This is a genomic window from Pseudomonas sp. LBUM1657, from assembly GCF_059716075.1.
Genome location: NZ_CP166799.1, coordinates 1,179,369 through 1,202,251, shown reverse-complemented (window position 1 = coordinate 1,202,251; position 22,883 = coordinate 1,179,369). Strand labels below are relative to the sequence as shown.

The window sequence follows — 22,883 nt, the reverse complement described above, 5'->3', positions numbered from 1 at the left end:
GTTTTTGCGGTAACGGCAACGGCAACGGCAAGATCAACAGCTTCGCGAGCAAGCCCGCTCCCACAGTAGATCAGTGGACCAGTGGATCAATGAATCACCTGAACAACCTCACCCACTTCAAGAATCGCGCCCTCCTCTTCCGGCACCCGCACAAAAATGCTGTATTTCGCGCCCTCCATCGCTTCGAAGGCAATCAACTTCTCGACCAATGGCCCGTTCAGCACCTTGCCGGCATTGAGCAGCAGCATGCCGTTGTCGGCATTGAGGTTGCGCGCCAGGATCATGCCCGCCGCCACTTCCCGCGTGGTCAGCACTTTGACCGTCGGATCGGCTAACGAGACATCGGTCAGGTACGCAGCACAGACCTGAATGAAATCCTCCACCATCCCGGGGTCGTAAAGCTTGCCGGCATAGCTACGGATATAGACCAGCGCTTCATCGCTGTTCATCTGCCGCTCGAGGATCAGGCCACGCTGCAGTTCGATGAAATCCACGGCCAGTTTCAGCAGCCGCGAGCCGAACGGAATCGCCTCACCCTTGAGTCGGTCTGGGAAACCGCTGCCGTCCCAGCGCTCCTGATGGTGAAGAATCAGACGGGCGGCATCCTTCATCGGGTCGAGGGTCATCAGCAGCGACTCACTCTGCTTTGGATAACCGCGATAGCGCTCTCGATCATTGTGATGCAGCAGGTCCGCGGGGGCGGTCATCATGCTGTCGGTCCAGCTCAGTTTGCCGATGTTGTAGAGCGCCGCGGCCATGGTCAGGTCGCGACTGGTGCCTTCATCCAGTCCGTGGAGTTTGCAGTACACCCGCACCAGCTCGATGATCTGGCGATTGGTCTGTTTGGCCGGCGGCAAGCGCAGGTTGGCCAGCAACGAAAACACCTCGGTGCCCGTGACATAGCTGTGCTTGAGCTCTTCGTAGGCCAGGTCGAGCATGTCGGCAGTCTGCTGCAGCTCGGCAGTGCGGGCGGCGACGTGTTTTTCCAGGGTGGCGTTGAGCAACTTCAGTTGCTCGTTTTGATCCCACGTCTCTTGCACCAGACGCAACCGTTCACGCTCGGAAAGCTGATAGGCGAGTGATTGTCGCATCGTCAGCAGCATTTCCCCATCGTGCCAGGGCTTGCTGATGTAACGATGAATCTGCCCTTCATTGATGGCTTTGATAATCGCCGACGGATCGGCATAGCCGGTCAGCATGATCCGAACGGTGTCGGGGTAGCGCTGATGAATGTGGGCCAGCAGCGTGGCGCCGTCCATGTTGGGCATGCGCGCATCGCTCATCACCAGGTCGATGGGGTGTTGCGCCATGATTTCCAGCGCCTGTGCACCGCTGGTAGCCAGCAACACGTCGTAGGGCTGGCCGCGTAACAGGCGACGCAGGCTGTTGAGGATTGACTCCTCATCATCGACCAGCAACACCTTGGGTTTATAGGTCAAAGTCGTGGGGAGTTGCTCTTCCATGGCGTCACCTCAAGTAAAACGGATACAGCGCAGTGTCAGGCCCCTGGCAAAAATCCCCTATTGCCGGAGCCTGACCTACAGGCTAGATGATTTTTCCGCCTGCTCCGGAAAATGATTCGTTTCATTCAGTCGCGCGAAGTCGTGGACAGGCGACTATGCTCAGGTCACTCGGATCCATAATCTGTACGTTCGGCCAGGTGATCAGGGAAAGGATGCCCCCTATGAGTACACGACACCAAACTGCTGCCCGTCCCGGCGTATGTCGATGAATTCGCTGCTGGCGCGGACCAACCGGCGGATTCTGATCGTCGACGACACCGCTTCGATTCACGAGGACTTCATCAAGATCCTCAGCCCGCCCTCGATCGATGACGACCGCCTGACCAGCGCGGAAAACGCCCTGTTTGGAACCTCTGCGGCGCAATCTCTGCAAAGTTTCATGCTCGACTCGGCGTTTCAGGGCCTCGAAGCCCTGGACAAGGTCGAGACTGCGCTGGCCAACGACCTGCCCTACGCGATGGCCTTTATCGACATGCGCATGCCGCCGGGCTGGGATGGCCTGGAAACCATCAAGCGGCTGTGGCAAGTCGATCCCAAACTGCAAGTGGCGCTGTGCACTGCTTATTCCGACTATTCCTGGGAAGACATCGACGAGCGCCTGGAACTGGGCGATCGCCTGCTGATTCTGAAGAAACCTTTCGATGCCATCGAAATCCGTCAGATGGCCAGCGCATTGACTGCCAAGTGGCAAATGACCGAAGACGCGGCGTTGAAGATGTCGCTGCTGGAGCAAGCGGTCGAGGAACGCACCCGGGAGCTGTCCGATGCGAACATCATTGTGCAAAACAGCCCGACCATTCTTTATCGGCTGCGGGGCGAACCGTCGTTCCCATTGATGTACATCTCCCACAACATCACCAAATACGGGCATGTCGCAGCGAACCTGGTGGCCTCGGCCAACTGGGCCCGGGAGCTGATCCATCTGGACGATCAACCGAAGGTCGACACCGCCATGGCCCGGGTGCTGGATCGCCATGCCGCAGGCGCCTCCATCGAGTTTCGCATGCGCACTGGCGCGGGCGCCTGGCGCTGGGTGGAAAACCGCTACATCCCGGTGCGCGACGCCGACGGCCGTTTGCTGGAAGTCGAAGGCATCATCATCGACATCACCGAACGCAAGGTGGCCGAGGAGAAAATCGCCCTGCTGGCGCGCACCGACGGGCTCACCGGACTCGCCAACCGCGCGACCCTGATCGAACGCCTGCACCAGGCCTTCGCCGCCGCTCGTCGAGGCGCGGCAACGTTTGCCATGTTTTATCTGGACCTGGATCACTTCAAACGAATCAACGACACCCTCGGGCACCCGGTGGGTGACCTGTTGCTGCAAGAAGTCGCCCGACGCATCAAGGCTTGTGTGCGCGAAAACGATGTGGTCGCCCGCCTCGGCGGCGATGAGTTCGCGATCCTGCAGCTGGACGTCAGCGACCCGACCCACTCAGCGGCACTGGCTGCCAAGGTCCGCGATGCGCTGGTGCTGCCCTACTCCCTGACCGGCAACGATGTGCGGGTCTCGGTCAGTATTGGCATCAGCAGTTACAGCGCGCTCTGCACAACTGCCGACAACCTGCTGACCCAGGCCGACATGGCGCTCTATCGCTCCAAGGAAAAGGGTCGCAACCAGTACCATTTCCATTCCGAGGAGATCAATCAGGAGGTGGTCGAGCGCATGACCATCGCCAGCGACTTGCGAGAGGCCATCGAACACCACGAGCTCGAACTGCATTACTGGCCGGAAGTCGACCTGAGCAGCGGCAAGATCCTCGGCATGGAAGCACAGGTCAGGTGGAACCACCCCACGCGCGGCTTGCTCGATGCCCCGGCGTTCCTGCCTGCCGCGGAAAAGACCGGCACCATCGTTGCCCTCGGTCACTGGATACTGGATCGCGCCTGCCAGCAGATGCGCCAATGGCGCGACGAAGGCATGGCGCCGCCGGTGATTGCGATCAAGCTGTCCCTGGCCCAACTCAAGAGTGGTCCCGAGCTGATCTATGATGTGCTGCGCACCACCGCACGCTGGGAGCTATGCCCCTGGGACCTGCGCTTCGATGTCACCGAGGCGACGCTGGCCCAGACCAAATGGACCCACAACGATGTATTGCCGCGCTTGCGTGAGCTGGGGGTGAAGATCGCCATCGACGACTTCGGCACCGAATATTCCTCGTTCGACTACCTCAAGACTTACCAGGTCAATCACCTGAAACTCGCCCAGGCCTTCATCGACACCGCCGCCCGCGATCCGGCCAGTGCGAACACCCTGCGCGCGATTATCAATTTCGCCCGTGAAGTGGGAATCGGCATCATTGCCGAGGGCGTCGAAACCGAGGAACAGCGCAGTTCGTTGATGGCCACCGGTTCACCGATGAACGCCCAGGGTTATTTCTTCAGCAAGGCTGTCAGCAGCCAGCAAGCCGCCGAGCTGCTGAAGGCCGGGAGCATTGTGCCCGCGAAACACGACATCGGGCCGATCCTGGGTAACCCGCCACGCTCCACGGAGGACAAGGAATGAAAACGCCTTTCGTGCAGACCAACCGGCGCATTCTGATTGTCGACGACACGCCTTCGATCCATCAGGACTTTCGCAAGATCCTCGGCCCGGAGACTGAAGACGAACAGACCCTGGCCGGTACTGAAGAAGCGCTGTTCGGCACGCTGCAACTGGCTCGGCTGACATTCCAGCTCGACTCGGCGTATCAGGGGCAGGAAGCCCTCGAACTGGTCGAGCGTGCACTGGCCGAAGGTCGCCCCTACGCGCTGGTGTTCACCGACATGCGCATGCCACCGGGCTGGGACGGCCTGGAAACCATCGAACAACTGTGGAAGGCCGACCCGCACCTGCAAATCGCGCTGTGCACGGCCTATTCCGACTACACCTGGGAAGCCATGGCCGAGCGGCTGGAATTCGGCGACCAGTTGCTGGTGCTGAAAAAGCCCTTCGACAGCCTGGAAATCCGCCAGATGGCCAGTGCCCTGACCTGGAAGTGGCAGATGGCGCAGGACGCCGCGATGAAGGTGCTGAGCCTGGAGCAGACCATCGAGGCGCGGGTCCACGAATTGCTCAAGGTGTCGCATTTGTTGCAGTACGACGTGTTGACTGAACTGCCTAACAGCACGCTGCTGGGCGACCGGTTGAACCAGTCCCTGGCCTTGTCCCGGCGCCATGACAAACAACTGGCAGTGATGTTTCTGGGACTTGATCGCTTCAAGCGCATCAACAACGCCCTGGGGCATCCGGCCGGTGACGAGATGCTCAAGCGTGTCGGGCAAAACCTGGTGTCGACGGTACGCGAGTCCGACTCGGTGTTTCGCTACGGCTCTGACGAGTTCGTGGTGATCCTCGCCGATATCCGCCACCCCCAGCAGACCAAGGGGATTGCCGAAAAACTCTTGAACGCCATCCGTGCGCCCCAGCACATCGCCGGCCATGACCTGAGCGTGACGGCCAGCCTGGGCATCAGCATTTATCCCGACGACGGCTTTGATGCCATCGCATTGATCAAGAAAGCCGAAACCGCGATGCGCAACATCAAGGAAAGCGGCCCGAACGATTTCAGTTTTTTCATCGACGAGATGAACCAGCGTGCCCGGGATCAGCAAAGCATCGAGTCCGGCATCCGCCTGGCGCTGGAGCGCAAGGAGTTTGTCCTGCATTACCAGCCCAAACTGGACCTGGTCAGCGGTCAGGTGGTCGGTGCCGAGGCTTTGATTCGCTGGCAAAAACCGGGGCACGGTCTGGTGTATCCATCGGACTTTATCGGTGTGGCCGAAGACAGCGGCCTGATCGTGCCGCTGAGCAAATGGGTGCTGGCCGAAGCCTGCCGACAAGCCTGTGCCTGGCAGGCCGCCGGTCTGCCGAAGATCTGCATGTCGGTGAACATGTCGGCCATCGATTTCCGCCAGCGGGACTTTGTCGACGGCATTGAGCAGACACTCAAACAAACGGGCCTGGAACCGGCCTTGCTGGAACTGGAAATCACCGAAGGCGTGTTGATGCAGAACGTCGATACCACGGTGAACGCCCTGACCCGGCTCAAAGTCATTGGGGTGCGACTGGCCATCGATGACTTCGGTACCGGGTATTCGAGCCTCAGCTACCTGCGACGTTTCCCCATCGATGTGCTGAAAATCGACCAGTCGTTCATTCGCGGCCTGACCAACGACAGCAATGACGCAGCCCTGGTCAGCGCCATTATCAGCCTGGGCCGCAGCCTTAACCTGACCATCATCGCCGAAGGGGTGGAAACCCTCGAACAACTGAATTTCCTCAAGGCGCATCAATGCGAAGAAGTCCAGGGTTACTACTTCAGCAAAGCCGTGGAGCCGGACGCCTTCGTCCAGTATCTGAAGTCCGTAAAGCCTCCTCCCTCCGCAGCCATGTGAACGATGCGCAACGAAACTCAGGCTATCAGCCAAGGAATCCTCAGATGTCACCCTCCTTCCACCGCCTGCTCCTGGTGCCGCTACTCGGGCTCTGCCTGAACGCCGACGGCGCGCCGTTGGATGAACCGCTCAGACCGCTGCCGGCGGTGCCGCAGCAGAATCCGCTGCGGGTCGAACTCGGTCGTCAGTTGTTCAACGAGCCCCGCTTGTCGGTCAACAGCTCATTGTCCTGCGCCAGTTGCCATCGACTGGAAAAAGGTGGCGCCGACGATAAGGCCTTTTCCATCGGTTTCAATGGCAACCCAGTGACGATCAACACCCCCAGCGTGTTCAATTCCAGCTTGAATTTCCGGCAATTCTGGAACGGCCGGGCTGATACGCTGGAAACCCAAATCCATGCAGTGGTGCAAAGCCCCAGCGAAATGGGCAGCAACTGGGAACACGTGGTGCAGACCCTGGCTGCCGACAAGGCTTATCAGACCTCGTTCACAAACGCCTACCCGGACGGCGTGACCATGAACAATGTGCAAAATGCCCTGGCCACCTACGAGCGCACGCTGATCAGTGCCAACTCACGTTTCGACAAGTATTTGCTGGGCGATACCGACATTCTCAGCCGAGAGGAAAAGTACGGTTACCAACGCTTCAAGGATTACGGCTGCATCGCCTGCCATCAGGGGGTGAACATCGGCGGCAACATGTTCCAGAAGTTCGGTGTCATGGGCGATTACTTCCAGGTTCGGGGCGCACCTACCGAATCCGATCTGGGACGTTATCTGGTGACCCAGGATGAAGAGGATCGCAACGTGTTCAAGGTGCCGAGCCTGCGCAACGTTGCCGTGACCGCGCCGTACTTTCATGACGGCTCGGCCAAAACCCTCGAAGACGCGGTGGATGTGATGTTCAAGTTCCAGCTCGGACGCATTCCTTCCGACGAGGACAAAACCCTGATCATCAAATTCCTCAAGACCCTGACCGGCGAATGGGAGGGCAAGTCCTTATGAACATGTCCCGTCGTCGCAACCTGGTGCTGCTCGGTTTCGTGGCCGTTCTACTCGCCTCGACCCTGCTGTTTCTGTACCTCAAATCCAACTCCAGCCAGACGACCCGCTACGCCGAATCCCGTGCCCTGATCGGTCGCCTGAAGCAACTCAACGCGCAATGGGAAACCGAAATTCTCAAGGCCAGGATCGCCATCAGCCACAACTACGATCCGCTGGTCGCGCCGCTGACCGAGATGACACACCTGTGGGAGCAGTTCGACACCCTGGAATCGAACCACGATCGCAACACATCGCCCGTCTGGCGTGCCCGCGATGAAGCCTATCTCTCCGCCATCCAGGAAAAGACCCGATTGGTTGAGCAGTTCAAATCGCACAATGCCGTGCTGCGCAACTCCCTGGCGTTCCTGCCCACGGCCGAAGACGATATCCTGGAGCAGCTGACCCACTTGGTGGACGAGGACAAACTGCAATTGCAGAACATTTCCACCGACACTTATGACTTGCTGCTCAGCAGCCTGGAATTCGCCCTGGTCACCTCCGACGACAGGGCCGCCGACATCCTGTTAGGGCTGAACAAACTGGCGGTGAACAAACTGCGACTGCCGGTGCAGTTCCACAGTCCGATCGAAATTCTGAGCAGCCACATCGCGCTCATCCTGCGGGAACAACCGGTGGTCAATCGATTGCTGGAGAACATCGAGGCCGTCCCCGTGGCTGAACGCCTGGACGACATCATTTCCCTGCTCAACACCGACCAGCAGCAGGCTGATGCGATCGAGCAGCGCTATCACTTCTACATGCTGGTGTTTTCGGTGCTGTTGGTGTTGTTGCTGGTGTACATGGCGATCCAGTTGATGCGCAGTTTCACGGTGATCAATCGCGTCAACAGAGCCCTGAAAACCGTCAATGACGACCTCGAGCAACGCGTCGAAGAGCGCACCCGCGAACTCAAGGATACCCAAAGCGAACTGCTCGATACCGCACGCCAGGCCGGCATGGCCGAGATCGCCACCAATGTGTTGCACAACGTCGGCAACGTGCTCAACAGCGTGAACATCTCGGCCGACCTCGTCACCCGCAGACTGCGCGCCAGCAAAGCGCAGGGGCTAGGCAAGGCCATGCAATTGATCAACGAACATCAGGGCGACCTTGGGACCTTCCTGACCGAAGACGAGAAAGGCAAGTTGCTGCCCGGCTACCTGAATCAATTGGTGGAAGCCATTGCCCTTGAACAACAAGGCATGACCGACGAACTCGCCCAGTTGAGCAAAAGCGTCGACCACATCAAGGATATCGTCGCCACCCAGCAGTCCTACGCGGGTGCCAACAGCCTGATGGAACCGCTGCACATCAGTGAACTGCTGGAGGACGCCCTGCGCATGAACTCCGGCGCCCTCACCCGGCATCACGTCACGGTGGTCAAGGAGTACAGCGACGTGCCGCAGGTCATGGGCGACAAGCACCGGCTGCTGCTGATCCTGATCAACCTGATCAGCAACGCCAAATACGCCATGTCCGACCTCAGCAATCGCCCGCGGCAAATGACCCTGGGGGTGAAAATCGTCGACGACACGACCCTGCAAGTCAGCGTCAAGGATGACGGCGAAGGCATCGCCGAGGAAAACATGACGCGCATCTTTGCCCACGGTTTTACCACCCGCAAGGAAGGCCACGGCTTCGGCCTGCACAGCTGCGCCCTGGCCGCCATCGAGATGAATGGCCACCTGACCGCCCATAGCGACGGGCCGGGCAAGGGCGCGTTGTTCACCTTGCAGATCCCGCTGAAAACGGTCACGGAGCCGGCATGAGCGCACTGTCGAACCGCCGCATTCTGCTGATCGACGACACCCCGTCCATTCATGTGGATTTTCGCAAGATCCTCACGCCCACGCCGGTGCCTACCGCCGAACTGGACGAGATGGAGGCGGCACTGTTCGGCAGTGAAGTGAAATTCGCCAGCGTCCTGTTCGAACTGGATTCGGCTTACGGCGGGCAAGAAGGGTTGGGCAAACTCAAGTGGGCCTTGCAGGAAAACCGTCCCTACGCCCTGGCCTTCGTCGACATGCGTATGCCCGAGGGCTGGGACGGCGCGCAGACCATCGAGCACCTGTGGCTGGAGGACCCACGCTTGCAAGTCGTGGTGTGCACCGCCTACTCCGACTATTCCTGGGATGAACTGTTGGACCGTTTGCAGGCCCATGACCGCCTGCTGATTCTGAAAAAACCGTTCGACAACATTGAAGTCCAGCAGATGGCCAACACCCTGCTGACCAAATGGGACATGACTGAGCGGGCCAGTTTGCAGATGATCCACCTGGAGCATCTGGTGCAACGGGAAATCGACGAACGCAAACAGCTTGAATCCCAACTGGTGCAATCGGAAAAACTCGCCTCCCTCGGGCAACTGGCGGCTGGCGTTGCCCATGAAATCAACAACCCCATCGGCTTCATTTCCTCCAACCTCGGTACCCTGGATGGCTACTTCAAGCAGTTGCAGGAAATGCTCGACGCCTATCGGGACGCGGAAGAAGCGATCGGCTCCAGTGAGCTGATCGAACGTTTGCAACAGCTGCGCGAACGGGTCGAACTGGAATTCCTGCGCGAGGACATTCCGCTGCTGATCAAGGAATCCAAGGAAGGCATCAGCCGGGTCGGGCAGATCGTCAAAGACTTGAAGGACTTTTCCCGCATCGACTCCAGCCAGGAGTGGCAGTGGGCGAATGTGCAACAGGGCATCGAGTCGACCCTGAACATCGTGGCCAACGAACTGAAGTACAAGGCTGATGTGGTGAAGGACTATCAGGCTCTGCCCGACATCGAATGCCTGCCTTCACAGATCAATCAGGTGATCATGAACCTGATCGTCAACGCCTCCCAGGCCATCGGCCCGGAACGCGGCACCCTCACTCTGCGCACCGGGCTTGCTGGGGAAATGGTGTGGATCGAAGTGGCGGACACCGGCGCCGGCATTGCGCCGCAGAGCCTGCAAAAAATCTTCGATCCGTTCTTCACCACCAAACCGGTGGGCCAGGGGACGGGGCTGGGGTTGTCCCTGTCCTATGGCATCGTGAAGAAACACGGCGGGGACATTTCGGTGCGCAGTGAAGTGGGTGTCGGCAGCACGTTTCGGGTCGAGTTGCCGGTGCGCCAGACCAAACCAGCAACCTGAACACAATTCAAAATGTGGGAGCGGGCTTGCTCGCGAAAGCGGTGTGTCAGTCGCCATTGAGGTTGACTGAGACGACGCCTTCGCGAGCAAGCCCGCTCCCACAGATTTCTCAGCAGTCAGGCAATTACGCGGCCTCCTGGAAATCCATCTCCGGTGGCTGGCGACGGAAGCCGCCGGTCAGCACTGCCAGGTACACCACGCCAATCGCCAGCCAGCTCAGGCCCAGATAGATCGCCAGGTGATCGAGGCTGATCATCAGCCACAGGTCCGCCGCCAACCCAATGAACGGGAACAGCAGGAACAGAATGAATTCGCGCAGGCCTTTGTTCTCGCCGCCAATCCAGTAGTGAAAGATCACCGACAGGTTCACCAGGCTGAATGCGAGGAACGCGCCGAAGTTGATGAATGAGGTCGAGGTGGTGACGTCCAGTTTCAGCGCCAGCAAGGCCACCACGGCGCACAGCAGGATGCTGTTGATCGGCGTACCGAAGCGTTCGTGCAAGGTGCCGAAGAAAGATTTTGGCAGCACACCGTCGCGGCCCATGGCGAACAGCAACCGTGAACCGCTGGCCTGAGCCGACAGGCCCGAGGCGAACTGACCGACGATCAGACCGATCAGGAAGACCGACACGAACAGGTCGCCACCGATGTTGCGGGCAATTTCATAGGCCGCCGAGTCGACGCTGTCGAACTGGAACGACGGATGCGCAATCTGCACGAAGTACGACACGCCGACGAAAATCAACCCGCCGATCAGGGTAATCAGCATGATCGCCCGCGGGATGGTGCGGCGTGGATCGCGGGTTTCTTCCGTGAGGGTGCTAACCGCGTCGAAGCCCAGGAACGAGTAACAGGCGATGGCCGCGCCGCTCATGATCAAGGGCATCTGCATGTCGCCATTGAAGAACGGCTTGATCGACCAAAGCGGCGTGCTCGCATCGCCACCGACGTAGTGGACGCACAGTACGACAAACGCGATCAGCACCAGGAACTGCACCAGCATCAGTAAGGCGTTGATGCCGTTGGCCAGTTTCAGGCCGACGATGTTGATCGCGCTGGTGACGCCGATGAACGCCAGCACCCAGATCCACTGCGGCACGGCCGGGAACGCGGAATTGAGGTAGGCCGCGCCAATCAGCCAGATCGCCATGGGCAGGAACAGGTAATCGAGCAAGACCGCCCAACCGGCGATAAAACCGAGTTTCGGGCTGATCGCCTTGCGTACATAGGTGTAGGCCGAACCAGCGACAGGAAATGCCGAAGCCATTCGGCCGTAGCTCATGGCGGTGAAGAACATCGCCACCAGCGCTGCGAGGTAAGCGGCCGGGACCATGCCGGCGGTGGATTGAGCGAGGATGCCAAAGGTGCCGAGCACAATGATCGGCGTCATGTAGGCGATGCCGAACAGCACCACCGACCCCAGTGACAGGGTGCGTTGCAAACGAGCCATGAGCGACTACTCCGGATTTTATTGGATTTATGGCAGAGCCGAGTTCGGCGCAAAATTACGGGTGTTGCGTTGTTGTTCTTCGTTCAAGGGCAAGCAGATGTGTCGTCCGTCAGGGCCTCTTCTCGGGCAAGCCCGCTCCCACATTTGATCTCGGGCGTTCACAAAACCAATGTGGGAGCGGGCTTGCCCGCGAAGGCGCCAGCCCAGACAACAAAAAATTCAGATCAGCTCTTGGGTATCAGCAACTCCCGCAATCCAGAAGCATGCTCAACCAACTCCCCCGGCAACTTCAGCCGTTGATCATCCAGGTACCGATAATCCTGCCGCGCCGCCGTCAGCTGACGCAGATCCAGCTCCACCGCAAACTGCCCCTCCTCCCGCCCGGCTTCGAACAGCAAAGTTCCAAGCGGATCTACCAGGGCACTGCCGCCAGCGAACAGCAACCCGCCATCGCCCTCTTCCACCCGGTTGACCATCAGCGCAAACGCCTGGTTTTCCTGGGCGCGGGCCATGATCGCGGTGCGGTGCGTCGGGCCGTAGGGGTCCATGTTGCCGTTGGTGACGATCAGCAATTCGGCCCCCAGTTGCGCCAGGGCGCGGGCGGTTTCGGGGAATTCGATGTCGTAGCAAATCAGCAGGCCCACACGCACCCCGTTCCACAGGCAGGTGGCATAGCGATCGCCCGGCTCGTAGACGCCGCGATCCGACGCCCACAGGTGCGTCTTGCGATAACGCAGCGCAATACCTTCGGGGGTAATCAGCAGCGTGGTGTTGTAGAAGCGGCCGTTGTCGTTTTCGGCCACGCCGATGACCACCGCGATGTTGCGTTCACGGGCCGCCGCGACAATGCGGCTGACGCTGGGGCCGTTCAGAGGTTCGGCGACCTCGGCTACGGTCTCGGCCGAGGGAAAGCCCATCAAGTGGCTTTCCGGAAACATGATCAGCTGCGTATCGGCGGCGCACGCAGCGATCGCCACCAGGGCGCGTTCGAGGTTGTAAGCCGTGTCGTTGTCACGGCCCGCCAATTGGGCGAGTTCGACCTTCATCGGTATTCCTTGTTATGGAGGCAGGGCTGCAGAAAGATTGCCCGGCCGGTGTCTGTGCGCCAGTATGCGCAGCAAGCCACCGGCCGGGAAATCACGCCGCTGGGGTAACCCGATAGGGGTAGATGCATGACACTCTCGTTAGACGACGTCGCCTGGCACCGCTCGGTTGGACAACTGATCGACGCCCTGGACAAGCCCAACTTCTGGACGCAATTGGTGCGCCTGCTGGATCAGTACGTGCCCTTCGACAGCTGGGTGGCGCTGCTTTTCAGCGCCGATCAGCACCCACAAGTGTTCGCCGAATGCCCGGGTGCGGACGGCAGCCCCGATCAGTTGTTCCAGGATTACCTGCGTGGCTTGTACCTGCTCGACCCGTTCTACATCGCCTGCCGCGAACAGTCGCGCACCGGGCTGTATCGCCTGTCGGAAGTAGCGCCGGAGCATTTCGAGCTGACCGAGTATTACCAACGCTACTTTCGTCTGAACGTGGTGGCCGATGAAATCCAGTTCAATTGCCAGCTCGAAGGCGACCGTACGCTGTGCCTGTCACTGGGCAGCAAACAGCGTTTCAGCGGCGAGCAAATCGCCTTGCTGTCGCTGATCCAGCCCTGGGTGCTTGGTCTGTTGCGCCAGCGCCTGCCCTACGAGATCAATGAAGTCGTGGCACTCGCACCGGCGCCGATCCAGGGCGACTGGCGTGTGCAGTTGGAAGCGTCAGTGCAGCAACTCAAAGGTGCGCAATTGACTGCCCGGGAGCTGGACGTCGGGCGCTTGATGCTCAGCGGTTGCTCCAGTAAAGAAATCGCCCGCAAGCTGGAAATCTCTGTCGAAACCGTGAAAGTCCATAAGAAACACATGTACAGCAAGTTGGGAATCAAGTCCCAGTCCGAGCTGTTTTCGATTTTTTTGCAGGCGCAGAATGCCTGACATGTCGTTGTGAGTTTCTATGGGGTGATGGCTGACGTCAGCGAAAACCTTCACACCTCGCGTTCGCGAAACACGACAAACTTCGAAAAGAAGAACCCGAGAACTAGGCTCAACAACGAAAACGAGGCGACGGTTACCAGCCCATGAATTCGCCACTCATCGGCAACGAGCCCGACGCCGTAGCTCAACAGGGCCATGACACCAATCAGAAGTAGGTAACCGAGCATCGATGTTTTGCCATCAAATACGTAAAGCGCATTCACATAGAAGGAGAACGATGCGGAGACGCAAAATGCCGCAAAGTTACTGGCAGCCTGATCGAGTTCGGCCGCTGTGGTGAGCACGAAAAAAATCTGCCAATGAATGAGCGCATTGGCCATCGCAATCACCGTGTAGCTCGAGAATCCTTTCCATACAGCTTTCATACCAGCCCCGCCAATCCCTGTTTCAGGTGCCTTTCAAAGTAAGTGACGACCCGGTGGTGGTCTACTGTCAGAACTATCAGGTCGGTGAACCTTCCAGACCAACGGTCACTTTGGGGATGCAGGTGTAAACCATGGACCGTCACGCTTCACCAGCGAAGCGCTGTGGTCGGGAGCGGTTCTGTCATGACGATAAAACCGTAATCACCAATCAGGTAGATCCGGTAATACTGGCGTTCAACCAGCGGTGGGTAGTCCTGATAACCCACCCTGGTCGCATTACGTCGCTCCTTCTCCGCCACCACGTTGGTGATGCCCACTTTCGGCAGGTTTTCGGCGAGGATGAAAAAGTCGATGTTCAACAGATAGTGCAACACCGGCATCTGTTTGAACGAGCCTGCGGCGCCCAGTAGCCAGTGATCGGAGTACGTCACCGACAGGTAAATGCGCTTGGCCTCGCGCAATGGCCGATGGTTCGCGAAGTCGTTTTGAAGGCTGAACAACGCACTGGTCGAGAAGTTTTTTTGCACCGTCAGCACCCGTCCATAGGCGTATGACAGCGACAGCATCGCCAGCAATGGAATCACCAACAAGAGCGGCAGCCGCTCATGGATTTTTGCCAGGGCCAAGTGGCTCAAGTAGAACAGCAGCACCAGCAGAGCCGCGAAGCCCATCAGCGTCCTGGCGCCTTCGTTGAAGTCTCGGAAAAACAGCGCCATCCCCGACACCAGCAGTGTCACCACCGGCAATGTCAGCAAACACAACAGACCGATCAGGGCTTTCTTCAGCCGTGTGTCTTGACGTCCAAGTACGTTCAGCCCCAGTCGCACAGCGCCGGCCATTGCACACAGCAACAGCCCGGCGAACACCCAGGCAAACCCGCCGTGAAACAGCAGCACGACTTTTTCCAGCACCCTGGCGATGTTCATTTGAAGTTGCAGCAGGGGCTCTGCCGCCCAGTTCAATATCAAGGTGCGATCGTGCTTCATGAATGGATAAGCACTGGCGATGTAAATCAACCAGGCAAGCCCCGTCTGGGCGATTTTCCAGCCGATCAAACTGCATAACTGCGGCCAGGCCCACCGGTCATTTACGCACCTGAGCAGCTCCAGACAACACAGGCCCAGAAACACGTTGAGGCTCACTTGATACAGCCCCAGCGCCAGCGCAATCAGGAAGGACGGCACCAGCCATTGCAGAATGCGCGAAGGGTGACGAAACGTGATTGCATAGATCACCGCCACCAGGCTCAAGGCCATGGCGGGACCGTCGTATTGATACGACAGGTTTTGCAGAAAGAAGGGGTTGTACCAGAGCGGCAGCAGCACCAGACAACAAGCAAGCGTCGGCTGCGGGTAGTAATGAAATGTCAGACTGGTCAACGCACAGGCCATGGCCAGCGTCGCGATCAACAGCGGCAGCGGAAAGATGTTCGGCGCGGCATTGTTGAAGGTGAGCAGGTTGTAGAACAGCTCGGTAAACAAGCGGCCCTGCTCCGCCCAGGCCATGCCCGCCGACAGGGAGCGCCAGTTGTCATCGATATAGGGATAGTCCGCGAGGATCAGCGGCACCACATAAACAAAGGTGGCGAGCAGAAAAAACAGCCAGACCTGGCGACGTCCGAGTTCCTTGCTGAAAAAGTCGCTGAATCGACCCATGCTAAAGCCCGAGCCGGTCTTTGCCGCCAACGATGTCTTTGACCACATAGCGCGGCCGGTGCTTGGCTTCGATGTAGATGCGGCCGACGTATTCCCCGAGGATGCCGATGCCGATCAGTTGCACGCCGCCGAGAAACAGAATGGCCGTCATCAACGATGGGTAACCGGGGACGCTGTTGCCGAAGAAAATCTTGTCCAGCACCATGTACACCGCGTAGAGCACCGCGAAGATCGAGATGCCGCCACCGACATATGTCCACAAACGCAGCGGCACCGTGCTGAACGAGGTCACGCCTTCCAGCGCGAGGTTCCACAGTTTCCAGCCATTGAACTTGCTGTTCCCGGCCACCCGCCTGGCGCGCTCGTATTCCACCACCACGGTGGTGAAGCCGGCCCACGACAGGACGCCCTTCATGAATAACTGATGCTCGGGCAGTGCGCGAATCACGTCGACCACCTTGCGGTCCATGAGCCGGAAATCTCCGACATTTTCTTCAATGCGGGTGTAAGAAATGCGGTTCAGCAAGTGGTAGAACAGCGCCGCGCTGTGGCGTTTCAGATAACTGTCGGCGGTCCGGTCACGGCGTTTGGCAAGCACCACATCGGCGCCTTTTTGCCATTCGTCGATCAACCGCGGGATGACGCTGATCGGGTCCTGCAGGTCGACGTCCATGGGGATTACCGCATCGCCGGTGGCATATTCCAGGCCGGCGAACAGCGCCGGTTCCTTGCCAAAGTTGCGCGAGAAGTTGATCAGCAATACCTGTTCATCGGCTTGCGCCAGGGCCGTGACCTGCTCCGCCGTCCGGTCGGAACTGCCATCGTTGATGAACACGATCTCGACGTCAGTGTTTTCAAGTTTCAATTCACGCCGCACCGCCAGATAAAACAGGTTGATCGCCTGTTCTTCATTGAATACCGGAACGATCAACGAGACTTTCATGCGTCACGCTCGCGAAACACTACGTACTTGGAAAACAGAAAGCCGAGCACCAGGCTCAACGCCGAAAACAGGACTACGGTCAGCAGGCCGTGAAGTCTCCATACGTCTCCGGCATGGCCGACGCCCAGGCTCAGGGCACCCATGGCTCCCAAGAATAGTAGATAGCCGCCGACTGACGCTTTGGCATCAAAGGTATAAAGCGCGTTCATGTAGAAGGAAAACGAAGCGGCAACGCAGAAGGCTGCCAGGTTGCTGACCGCCTGACTGAGGTCAGCCGCCACGCTCAGCAGGAAAAAGATCTGCCAGTGGATCAGCGTGTTGGCGACACCGACCACCGTGTAGCTGGAGAATCCTTTCCAGAAACGCTTCATGGTGAACCCCGTTCGAGTACGCGGCATAACCTTTCGATAAAACTATGATCCTGGCTACTGTCAGAAATCACAGGTCTGATGTTCTTTCAGACCAGCGGCGGTCCCCATTGCCAAAGGGGATCGCATAAAAAAGCCCCGGCCATCAAGGCCGGGGCTTTTGCGTTTCAGGCGTTACGACTCAAGAAGCCGAACGCACCGCACCTTGCGACACATTGGTCGGTTGCAGTTTGAACACGTAGAACAACACCGTCAGCAGCACCAGGAACGCCGGGCCTATATACAGCGCCACGCGGGTGTCCGGGAAATACGCCATCAGGCCGACCACCAGCACCAGGAACGCCAGCGCCAGGTAGGAACTGACCGGGTACAGCCACATGCGGTATTTCAAGCCGGCACGTTCGCTGGCGCTCAGGCCTTTGCGGAACTTGAGCTGGGCCAGCAGGATCATCACCCAGGTCCAGATCGCGCCGAAGGTGGCAATCGCCGTCACCCAGACGAACACTTTCTCGGGCACCAGGTAGTTGAGCAGCACGCCCAGCAGCAAGGCACCGATCGACAGCAGCAGCGCGCGACGCGGTACGCCGTTGCTCGAAGTCGTGGCGAAGCCGGCCGGGGCCTGGCCATTCTGCGCCAGGCTGTAGAGCATGCGCCCGGTGCTGAAGATGCCGCCGTTGCAGGACGACAGCGCAGCGGTGATCACCACGAAGTTGATAATGCCTGCAGCGGTCTTGATGCCCAGACGCTCAAAGGTCATCACGAACGGACTGCCCTGGGTGCCGATTTCGTTCCACGGGTAGATCGACAGGATCACGAACAACGCGCCGACGTAGAACAGCAGAATCCGCCAGAACACCGAGCCGATTGCATTGGGAATGGTCTTCTGCGGGTTCTTCGCTTCACCGGCAGTCAGGCCGATCATCTCTACGCCGAGGTAAGCGAACATCACCATTTGCAGCGACATCAACACGCCTTGCACGCCGTTGGGCATGAAGCCACCGTGGGCCCAGAGATTGGAAATCCCCAGTGCCACGCCGTCATTGCCGAAACCGAAAGCGATCACGCCAATGCCGCCGATCACCATCGCAATGATGGTGACGATCTTGATCAGGGCGAACCAGAACTCGAATTCACCGAAGGCTTTCACCGCGATCAGGTTGATCGAGCCCATGCTGATCAACGCAGCGAGCGCCCAGATCCAGCGCGGCACATCGGGGAACCAGACGCCCATGTACACCGCCACCGCAGTGATTTCCGCGACGCACGTCACCAGCCACAGGAACCAATAGTTCCAACCGGTCAGGAAGCCCGCCAAGGGACCGAGGTAGTCTTGGGCATAACGGCTGAAGGAGCCGGCGACCGGGTTGTGCACGGCCATTTCGCCGAGGGCGCGCATGATCACCAGGATCGCCAGACCGCCAATGATGTAGGAGAGCATGATGGCCGGGCCGGCCATTTCGATGGCCTTGGCCGAACCGAGGAACAGACCGACGCCGATACAGGCACCGAGCGCCATCAAGCGAATATGCCGTTCGCCGAGTTCGCGTTTAAGCGGGCCGCCCTGAGCGGTCTCGCCGTGGGGCAGGTGATTGCCGACTGGCATAGGGGTACAACCTCGTCTTGTTATTGGATATGACCACCGAGTGTCGAAGCGCTGACGGATAAGCCATTGCTTTTTTGTGATACCGGCTCTGCTTCGTGGGCAGGACCGTCTTGTCGGACAAAACCTCCAAGATCAGCGGGGCGTGCAGTATAAAAAGCTTCCTACAGGGTTTTTCACTCTATAAACCACAAACTTCAGCGAGAACTCTCGGGAAAAGCGCGGTTTACGGAGGGGCATTACCTGGGTTGTGTAGGATTATTCGTTGATAAAACGGCGCGGAGTATTGCACAGCATTGGTGCATCGTCATGTCCCGACTTGGGCTGTATTTACGTTGGGTATGGCTCTAGATCGGCTGTTTCAGACTCTCGACTGTCTCTTTTGGAGAGAGGGGCTTACTCGGGATGATGGGCCTGCCGATTGAGGTCTTTGATTGTGGACATATCCGTTTCTGCGGTAATGGCGGCTGGCGGTTTCGCTTTTACAGCGAGTCACTTTCGAAAAGCGCGAAAGTAACCAAAGCGCTTGTGCCCCTCCATTCGGTGCCTCGCCTAGGCTCGGCATGCCCTCACTCCAGCATTGCTCCGGGGGCCCGCCGCGATCGGCCGGGCGCGGCTAGCTCGGCATCCATGCCGAGCTGCCCCCCTGCGCAACGCCTGCGTTCGGCCTCTGGGAAAGGGGCGGCAGATCTGAAGCCAAAGCAAAGCAAAGCAAAGCAACGGCAACGGCAACGGCAACGGCAACGGCAAGATCAACAGCTTCGCGAGCAAGCCCGCTCCCACAGGGGGAACGCGTGCGCTTGAAAGATCAGGCCGGCCGGTAGGCCGCCTCGCTTTTGCGGTGCATGCCCCTCGAGAGGCCGAGTGGAGGTTCTGCGCAGTGGGCAACCCGGCATGGATGCCGGGTTAGCCGCGCACGGCCATGGATGGCCGATCGCGGCGGGCCCACGGAGCAGGACCGGAGCGAGGGCATGCCGAGCCACAGCGAGGCACCGAACGAAAGGGCAAAAGCGCTTTGGTTACTTTCGCGCTTTTCGAAAGTGACTCGCTGTAAAAGCGAAACCGCCAGCAGCCGTTACCGCAGAAACGGATATGTACACAATCAAAGAGCAGCCATCACCACAAAAACGGATATGCCCCGAAATCAGGCACTTTGGATCCTCACAATTTTTTCACCAACGCCAACCACGGTCTAAGCTTCAGACAAGTCCGATCAATCTGCGTGAATGGATCAGTCGACTATGGGCGCTTTATGGCAAACCGATACGAGTAAGACCGTGGTTCCGACTGAACGTGTGGATGAAGCGCCTTTAACTGAAAAACCCCGTGGTTCGCGGCACGGCTGGGGGGCGTTCTGGTTGTTGTTGCTGATTATCCTGATAGTCCTGGGCCTGGCCGCTGCCAAGGAAATGCGCACGGCGAAATTTCAATCCCGAGAGGTCAGCAAATATGCCGCGTCCCTGAGTTACAAGGTGCAACCGGGTCCCAGTGACGCCATTCGCTACCCCGGCGCCGGGCCCTTCGATCTGCGCCTGGGTTACAGCTCCCTGGATGAATTCCTGCCACGCTTGCTCAAGCGTGATTACGTCATTTCGTCGCAAACCCGCTTTTCTCCGGCGCTGATGAACTACAGCGACAAGGGATTTTTCGTACCTTATGCGGAGAAAATCCAGACCGGGTTGTCGATCACCGACTGCCGCGCGGCACCGTTGTACCAGTACAAGTACCCTCAACAACTCTATTCAAGTTTTGCGGCGATCCCACCCGTGGTGGTCAGCAGTTTGCTGTTCATCGAAAACCGCTTTTTGCTCGACCCCCGCCAGCCGCTGGCCAACCCGGCGGTGGATTGGCCACGGTTCGGCATGGCCGCGTGGTCCCAGGTTGCCAAGTTGATGCACCTGCCGGGCCAGTCGGCGGGTGGTAGTACTTTGGCCACGCAGCTTGAGAAGTACCGTCACTCGCCCGATGGCTTGACGGTGTCAGGCGCGGAAAAAATCCGTCAGATGATTTCCGCCAGCGTGCGGGCCTATCAGGCAGGCCCGGAAACCCTCGAAGCCCGGCAGAACGTGGTACGCGATTACCTCAACAGCGTGCCGCTGTCGGCGGTGCCGGGCCACGGTGAAGTGCATGGCATGGCCGAAGGCTTGCGCGTCTGGTACGGCGCCGATTTCAACAAGGCCAACGAACGGCTAGCCAGCAAGGAGACCGATCCGAAAAGCATGTCGGAAAAAGGTCTGGCCCTGCGTGAGATGCTGTCGTTGATGATTGCCCAGCGCCGCCCTTCCCATTACCTGACCAAGGGTCGTGAAGAACTCGCCAGCCTGACCGATAGCCACATTCGTCTGCTGGCGCAAAACGGCGTGATCGATGCGCCACTGTCGGCCGCCGCATTGGCCAGCAAGGTCACCTATCGCGACTGGCAAACCCAGCCGACCATCCAGCCGATCGAAACCAACAAAGGCATCAGCGTGGCGCGCAGCCGTCTGGGCGGCTTGCTCAATCGTCCGCTGTACGACCTCGACCGCCTCGATCTCTCGGCCACCAGCACCCTGCAAGGCGAGCTGCAAACCGAGGCCACCGCCTACCTCAAACGCCTGGCCGATCCGGTCTATGCGGCAGAAATCGGCCTGCTCGGCGAACGCCTGCTGACGCCCACCAGTACGACCCAGGTGCGCTACAGCTTCACGCTGTTCGAACTGACCCCAGACGGCTCGCGAGTGCGGGTGCAAACCGACAGCACCGATCAGCCCTTCGACATCAATGAAGGCAGCAAACTGGAACTGGGCTCCACCGCCAAAATGCGCGTGCTGACCACCTACTTGCAGATCATCGCCGAGCTGCACGACAAATACGCCACGATGACCATCCCCGAACTGAAAAAAGTCGACGTTCCGGATCAGGACCGCCTGAGCCGCTGGGCCGTCGATTATCTGATCCAGAACAAAGACCGCAACCTGCCGAACATGCTTGGCGCCGCTCTGGACCGAAAGTATTCCGCCAGCCCCGGCGAAGCCTTTTTCACCGGCGGTGGGTTGCACACCTTCGTTAACTTCCGCAAGGAAGACAACGGTCGCCTCCCGACCCTGCGCGATGCCCTGCGTGAATCGATCAACCTGCCGTTCATTCGGCTGATGCGTGACCTGGTGCGCTACACCACCTATTCCGGCCCCAACAACAGCGCCGAATTGCTCAAGGACGACAAAGACCCGCGGCGTCAGGAATACCTGGCCTCGTTCGCCGACCGCGAAGGCACTTCGTTCCTGCTCAAATTCTGGAAAAAGTACCGCAACAAGGACACCCAGGCGCGGCTCGAAACCTTCCTCGACGGCATGCGCCCGACACCGATTCGCATGGCGGCCGTGCATCGTTACCTGCTGCCACAGGCCAGTCAGGAAAGCTTCAACAGCTTCGTGCGCTCGCACCTCAAGGGCGCCAAACTCACGGAAAAACTCACCGACGAGCGCCTCGAACGGCTGTACCAGAACTACGGCCCAGGCGCGTACGACCTGCCGGACCAAGGCTTCATCGCCAAGGTTCACCCACTGGATCTGTGGCTGATCGGCTATCTGCTGAACCACCCGGACGCCAAGTTCAGCCAGATCGTCAAAGCCAGTCAGTTCGAACGTCAGGAAGTCTACAGCTGGCTGTTCAAAAGCCGGCACAAGGGCGCCCGCGACAGCCGCATCCGCACGATGCTGGAGATCGAGGCGTTCCTCGACATTCACCAGCGCTGGCAGAAAGTCGGTTATCCATTCGACCATCTGGTGCCGTCGCTCGCCACCGCCATCGGCAGCTCCGGCGACCGCCCCGCGGCATTGGCGGAGTTGATCGGCACCATTCTCAACGACGGTGTGCGGATGCCGACACTGCGCATCGACAGCCTGCACTTTGCGGCAAACACACCCTATGAAACCCAACTGATCAGTGACCCGGATGTCGGCAAACGGGTGATGCCGTCCGAGGTGGCCACGGCGATGCGCGAAGCCCTTTCACAAGTGGTGGATGCCGGTACCGCCAAACGTGTGTCCGGCAGTTTCAAACTGGCCGACGGCAGCCCGCTGGGCATGGGTGGCAAGACCGGCACCGGCGACAACCGTATTGAAGCCATCGGTTCCGGCGGGCGGATTCTGAGTTCCAAGTCGATCAACCGCACCGCCACATTCGTGTTCTTCATTGGCGATACCCATTTCGGCACCCTGACCGCGTTCGTGCCCGGCCGCACGGCCGAGACCTTCAAGTTCACCTCGGCGCTGCCGGTGCAAGTGCTCAAGGGCATGGCGCCAATCCTGTCGCCGTATCTGCAACCGGGCACCCACACTATGTGCAGTCCCGTTAGTGAACCGGTCGTCGCTCAAACCCCGGTGGCACTGGACACATCGACCCATTGAAAGGGTGG

General features: G+C 59.2%; 15 protein-coding genes and 1 pseudogene. 8 read left to right on the top strand and 8 right to left on the bottom strand.

The features are described from left to right. Positions 1-86 precede the first annotated feature (86 nt). Positions 87-1,463 (bottom strand): response regulator c-di-GMP phosphodiesterase, NosR family, encoded by a 1,377-nt coding sequence (gene nosR / locus ACA055_RS05385; protein ID WP_497682692.1) that lies wholly within the window; start codon positions 1,461-1,463, stop codon positions 87-89. A gap of 259 nt (positions 1,464-1,722) precedes the next feature. Here nosR and ACA055_RS05380 point away from each other — a divergent pair, with 259 nt between their 5' ends. The 6 genes and pseudogenes from ACA055_RS05380 (at position 1,723) to ACA055_RS05355 (ending at position 10,073) form a co-directional block, all read left to right on the top strand. After that, entirely contained in the window at positions 1,723-4,029 is a 2,307-nt protein-coding gene (locus tag ACA055_RS05380) for an EAL domain-containing protein (protein ID WP_497682691.1), read from the top strand. Further along, positions 4,026-5,900 carry a putative bifunctional diguanylate cyclase/phosphodiesterase gene (locus ACA055_RS05375; RefSeq protein WP_497682690.1) on the top strand — a complete coding sequence of 625 codons (1,875 nt, stop codon included), beginning with the start codon at positions 4,026-4,028 and terminating at the stop codon, positions 5,898-5,900. The genes ACA055_RS05380 and ACA055_RS05375 overlap by 4 nt, the downstream gene beginning before the upstream one ends. A gap of 44 nt (positions 5,901-5,944) precedes the next feature. Then, the gene (locus ACA055_RS05370) at positions 5,945-6,904 is read left to right on the top strand and encodes a cytochrome-c peroxidase (RefSeq protein ID WP_497682689.1); all 960 of its coding nucleotides are present in this window, start codon (positions 5,945-5,947) and stop codon (positions 6,902-6,904) included. Further along, a complete protein-coding gene (locus tag ACA055_RS05365; RefSeq protein ID WP_497682688.1) occupies positions 6,901-8,712 on the top strand; it encodes a DAHL domain-containing sensor histidine kinase in 1,812 nt (603 codons plus the stop codon). The genes ACA055_RS05370 and ACA055_RS05365 overlap by 4 nt, the downstream gene beginning before the upstream one ends. Positions 8,713-9,260: 548 nt before the next feature. Further along, positions 9,261-9,347: pseudogene (locus ACA055_RS05360) on the top strand (hypothetical protein); the annotation flags it as partial. A gap of 57 nt (positions 9,348-9,404) precedes the next feature. Continuing rightward, positions 9,405-10,073 (top strand): ATP-binding protein, encoded by a 669-nt coding sequence (locus ACA055_RS05355; RefSeq protein WP_497684361.1) that lies wholly within the window; start codon positions 9,405-9,407, stop codon positions 10,071-10,073. A 124-nt stretch (positions 10,074-10,197) separates the two neighbouring features. Here the strand turns inward: ACA055_RS05355 and ACA055_RS05350 are convergent, their stop codons facing one another. Both ACA055_RS05350 and ACA055_RS05345 read right to left on the bottom strand, forming a co-directional pair. After that, a complete protein-coding gene (locus ACA055_RS05350) occupies positions 10,198-11,523 on the bottom strand; it encodes an APC family permease (protein WP_497682687.1) in 1,326 nt (441 codons plus the stop codon). 224 nt (positions 11,524-11,747) lie between these two features. Next, on the bottom strand, positions 11,748-12,569 hold the full coding sequence (locus tag ACA055_RS05345; protein ID WP_497682686.1) for a carbon-nitrogen hydrolase family protein: 822 nt from the start codon (positions 12,567-12,569) through the stop codon (positions 11,748-11,750). A 126-nt stretch (positions 12,570-12,695) separates the two neighbouring features. Between ACA055_RS05345 and ACA055_RS05340 the strand changes: the two genes are divergently transcribed. Continuing rightward, positions 12,696-13,496 (top strand): helix-turn-helix transcriptional regulator, encoded by an 801-nt coding sequence (locus ACA055_RS05340; protein WP_497682685.1) that lies wholly within the window; start codon positions 12,696-12,698, stop codon positions 13,494-13,496. Between the two features lie 50 nt (positions 13,497-13,546). Here the strand turns inward: ACA055_RS05340 and ACA055_RS05335 are convergent, their stop codons facing one another. From ACA055_RS05335 to ACA055_RS05315, 5 genes are all read right to left on the bottom strand, one after another. Further along, entirely contained in the window at positions 13,547-13,921 is a 375-nt protein-coding gene (locus tag ACA055_RS05335) for a GtrA family protein (protein ID WP_497682684.1), read from the bottom strand. 146 nt (positions 13,922-14,067) lie between these two features. Further along, positions 14,068-15,576, bottom strand: a complete 1,509-nt coding sequence (locus tag ACA055_RS05330; RefSeq protein WP_497682683.1) for a glucosyltransferase domain-containing protein — start codon at positions 15,574-15,576, stop codon at positions 14,068-14,070. 1 nt (position 15,577) lies between these two features. Beyond that, positions 15,578-16,519, bottom strand: a complete 942-nt coding sequence (locus tag ACA055_RS05325) for a glycosyltransferase family 2 protein (RefSeq protein ID WP_497682682.1) — start codon at positions 16,517-16,519, stop codon at positions 15,578-15,580. Beyond that, positions 16,516-16,890: a GtrA family protein gene (locus tag ACA055_RS05320; protein WP_497682681.1), complete on the bottom strand. Its 375-nt coding sequence runs from the start codon at positions 16,888-16,890 to the stop codon at positions 16,516-16,518. The genes ACA055_RS05325 and ACA055_RS05320 overlap by 4 nt, the downstream gene beginning before the upstream one ends. Positions 16,891-17,068: 178 nt before the next feature. Then, a complete protein-coding gene (locus tag ACA055_RS05315) occupies positions 17,069-18,490 on the bottom strand; it encodes an amino acid permease (RefSeq protein ID WP_497682680.1) in 1,422 nt (473 codons plus the stop codon). Between the two features lie 1,238 nt (positions 18,491-19,728). Between ACA055_RS05315 and ACA055_RS05310 the strand changes: the two genes are divergently transcribed. Continuing rightward, on the top strand, positions 19,729-22,875 hold the full coding sequence (locus tag ACA055_RS05310; RefSeq protein ID WP_497682679.1) for a transglycosylase domain-containing protein: 3,147 nt from the start codon (positions 19,729-19,731) through the stop codon (positions 22,873-22,875). Positions 22,876-22,883: the final 8 nt, after the last annotated feature.

Excerpts from the sequence above, each read along its gene's own strand:
- ACA055_RS05330 (WP_497682683.1), bottom strand. The coding sequence starts at position 15,576 with ATGGGTCGATTCAGCGACTTTTTCAGCAAGGAACTCGGACGTCGCCAG.
- ACA055_RS05350 (WP_497682687.1), bottom strand. The coding sequence starts at position 11,523 with ATGGCTCGTTTGCAACGCACCCTGTCACTGGGGTCGGTGGTGCTGTTC.
- ACA055_RS05325 (WP_497682682.1), bottom strand. The coding sequence starts at position 16,519 with ATGAAAGTCTCGTTGATCGTTCCGGTATTCAATGAAGAACAGGCGATC.
- ACA055_RS05370 (WP_497682689.1), top strand. The coding sequence starts at position 5,945 with ATGTCACCCTCCTTCCACCGCCTGCTCCTGGTGCCGCTACTCGGGCTC.
- ACA055_RS05340 (WP_497682685.1), top strand. The coding sequence starts at position 12,696 with ATGACACTCTCGTTAGACGACGTCGCCTGGCACCGCTCGGTTGGACAA.
- ACA055_RS05375 (WP_497682690.1), top strand. The coding sequence starts at position 4,026 with ATGAAAACGCCTTTCGTGCAGACCAACCGGCGCATTCTGATTGTCGAC.
- ACA055_RS05320 (WP_497682681.1), bottom strand. The coding sequence starts at position 16,890 with ATGAAGCGTTTCTGGAAAGGATTCTCCAGCTACACGGTGGTCGGTGTC.
- ACA055_RS05310 (WP_497682679.1), top strand. The coding sequence starts at position 19,729 with ATGGGCGCTTTATGGCAAACCGATACGAGTAAGACCGTGGTTCCGACT.
- ACA055_RS05355 (WP_497684361.1), top strand. The coding sequence starts at position 9,405 with ATGCTCGACGCCTATCGGGACGCGGAAGAAGCGATCGGCTCCAGTGAG.
- nosR (WP_497682692.1), bottom strand. The coding sequence starts at position 1,463 with ATGGAAGAGCAACTCCCCACGACTTTGACCTATAAACCCAAGGTGTTG.
- ACA055_RS05380 (WP_497682691.1), top strand. The coding sequence starts at position 1,723 with ATGTCGATGAATTCGCTGCTGGCGCGGACCAACCGGCGGATTCTGATC.
- ACA055_RS05335 (WP_497682684.1), bottom strand. The coding sequence starts at position 13,921 with ATGAAAGCTGTATGGAAAGGATTCTCGAGCTACACGGTGATTGCGATG.
- ACA055_RS05345 (WP_497682686.1), bottom strand. The coding sequence starts at position 12,569 with ATGAAGGTCGAACTCGCCCAATTGGCGGGCCGTGACAACGACACGGCT.
- ACA055_RS05365 (WP_497682688.1), top strand. The coding sequence starts at position 6,901 with ATGAACATGTCCCGTCGTCGCAACCTGGTGCTGCTCGGTTTCGTGGCC.
- ACA055_RS05315 (WP_497682680.1), bottom strand. The coding sequence starts at position 18,490 with ATGCCAGTCGGCAATCACCTGCCCCACGGCGAGACCGCTCAGGGCGGC.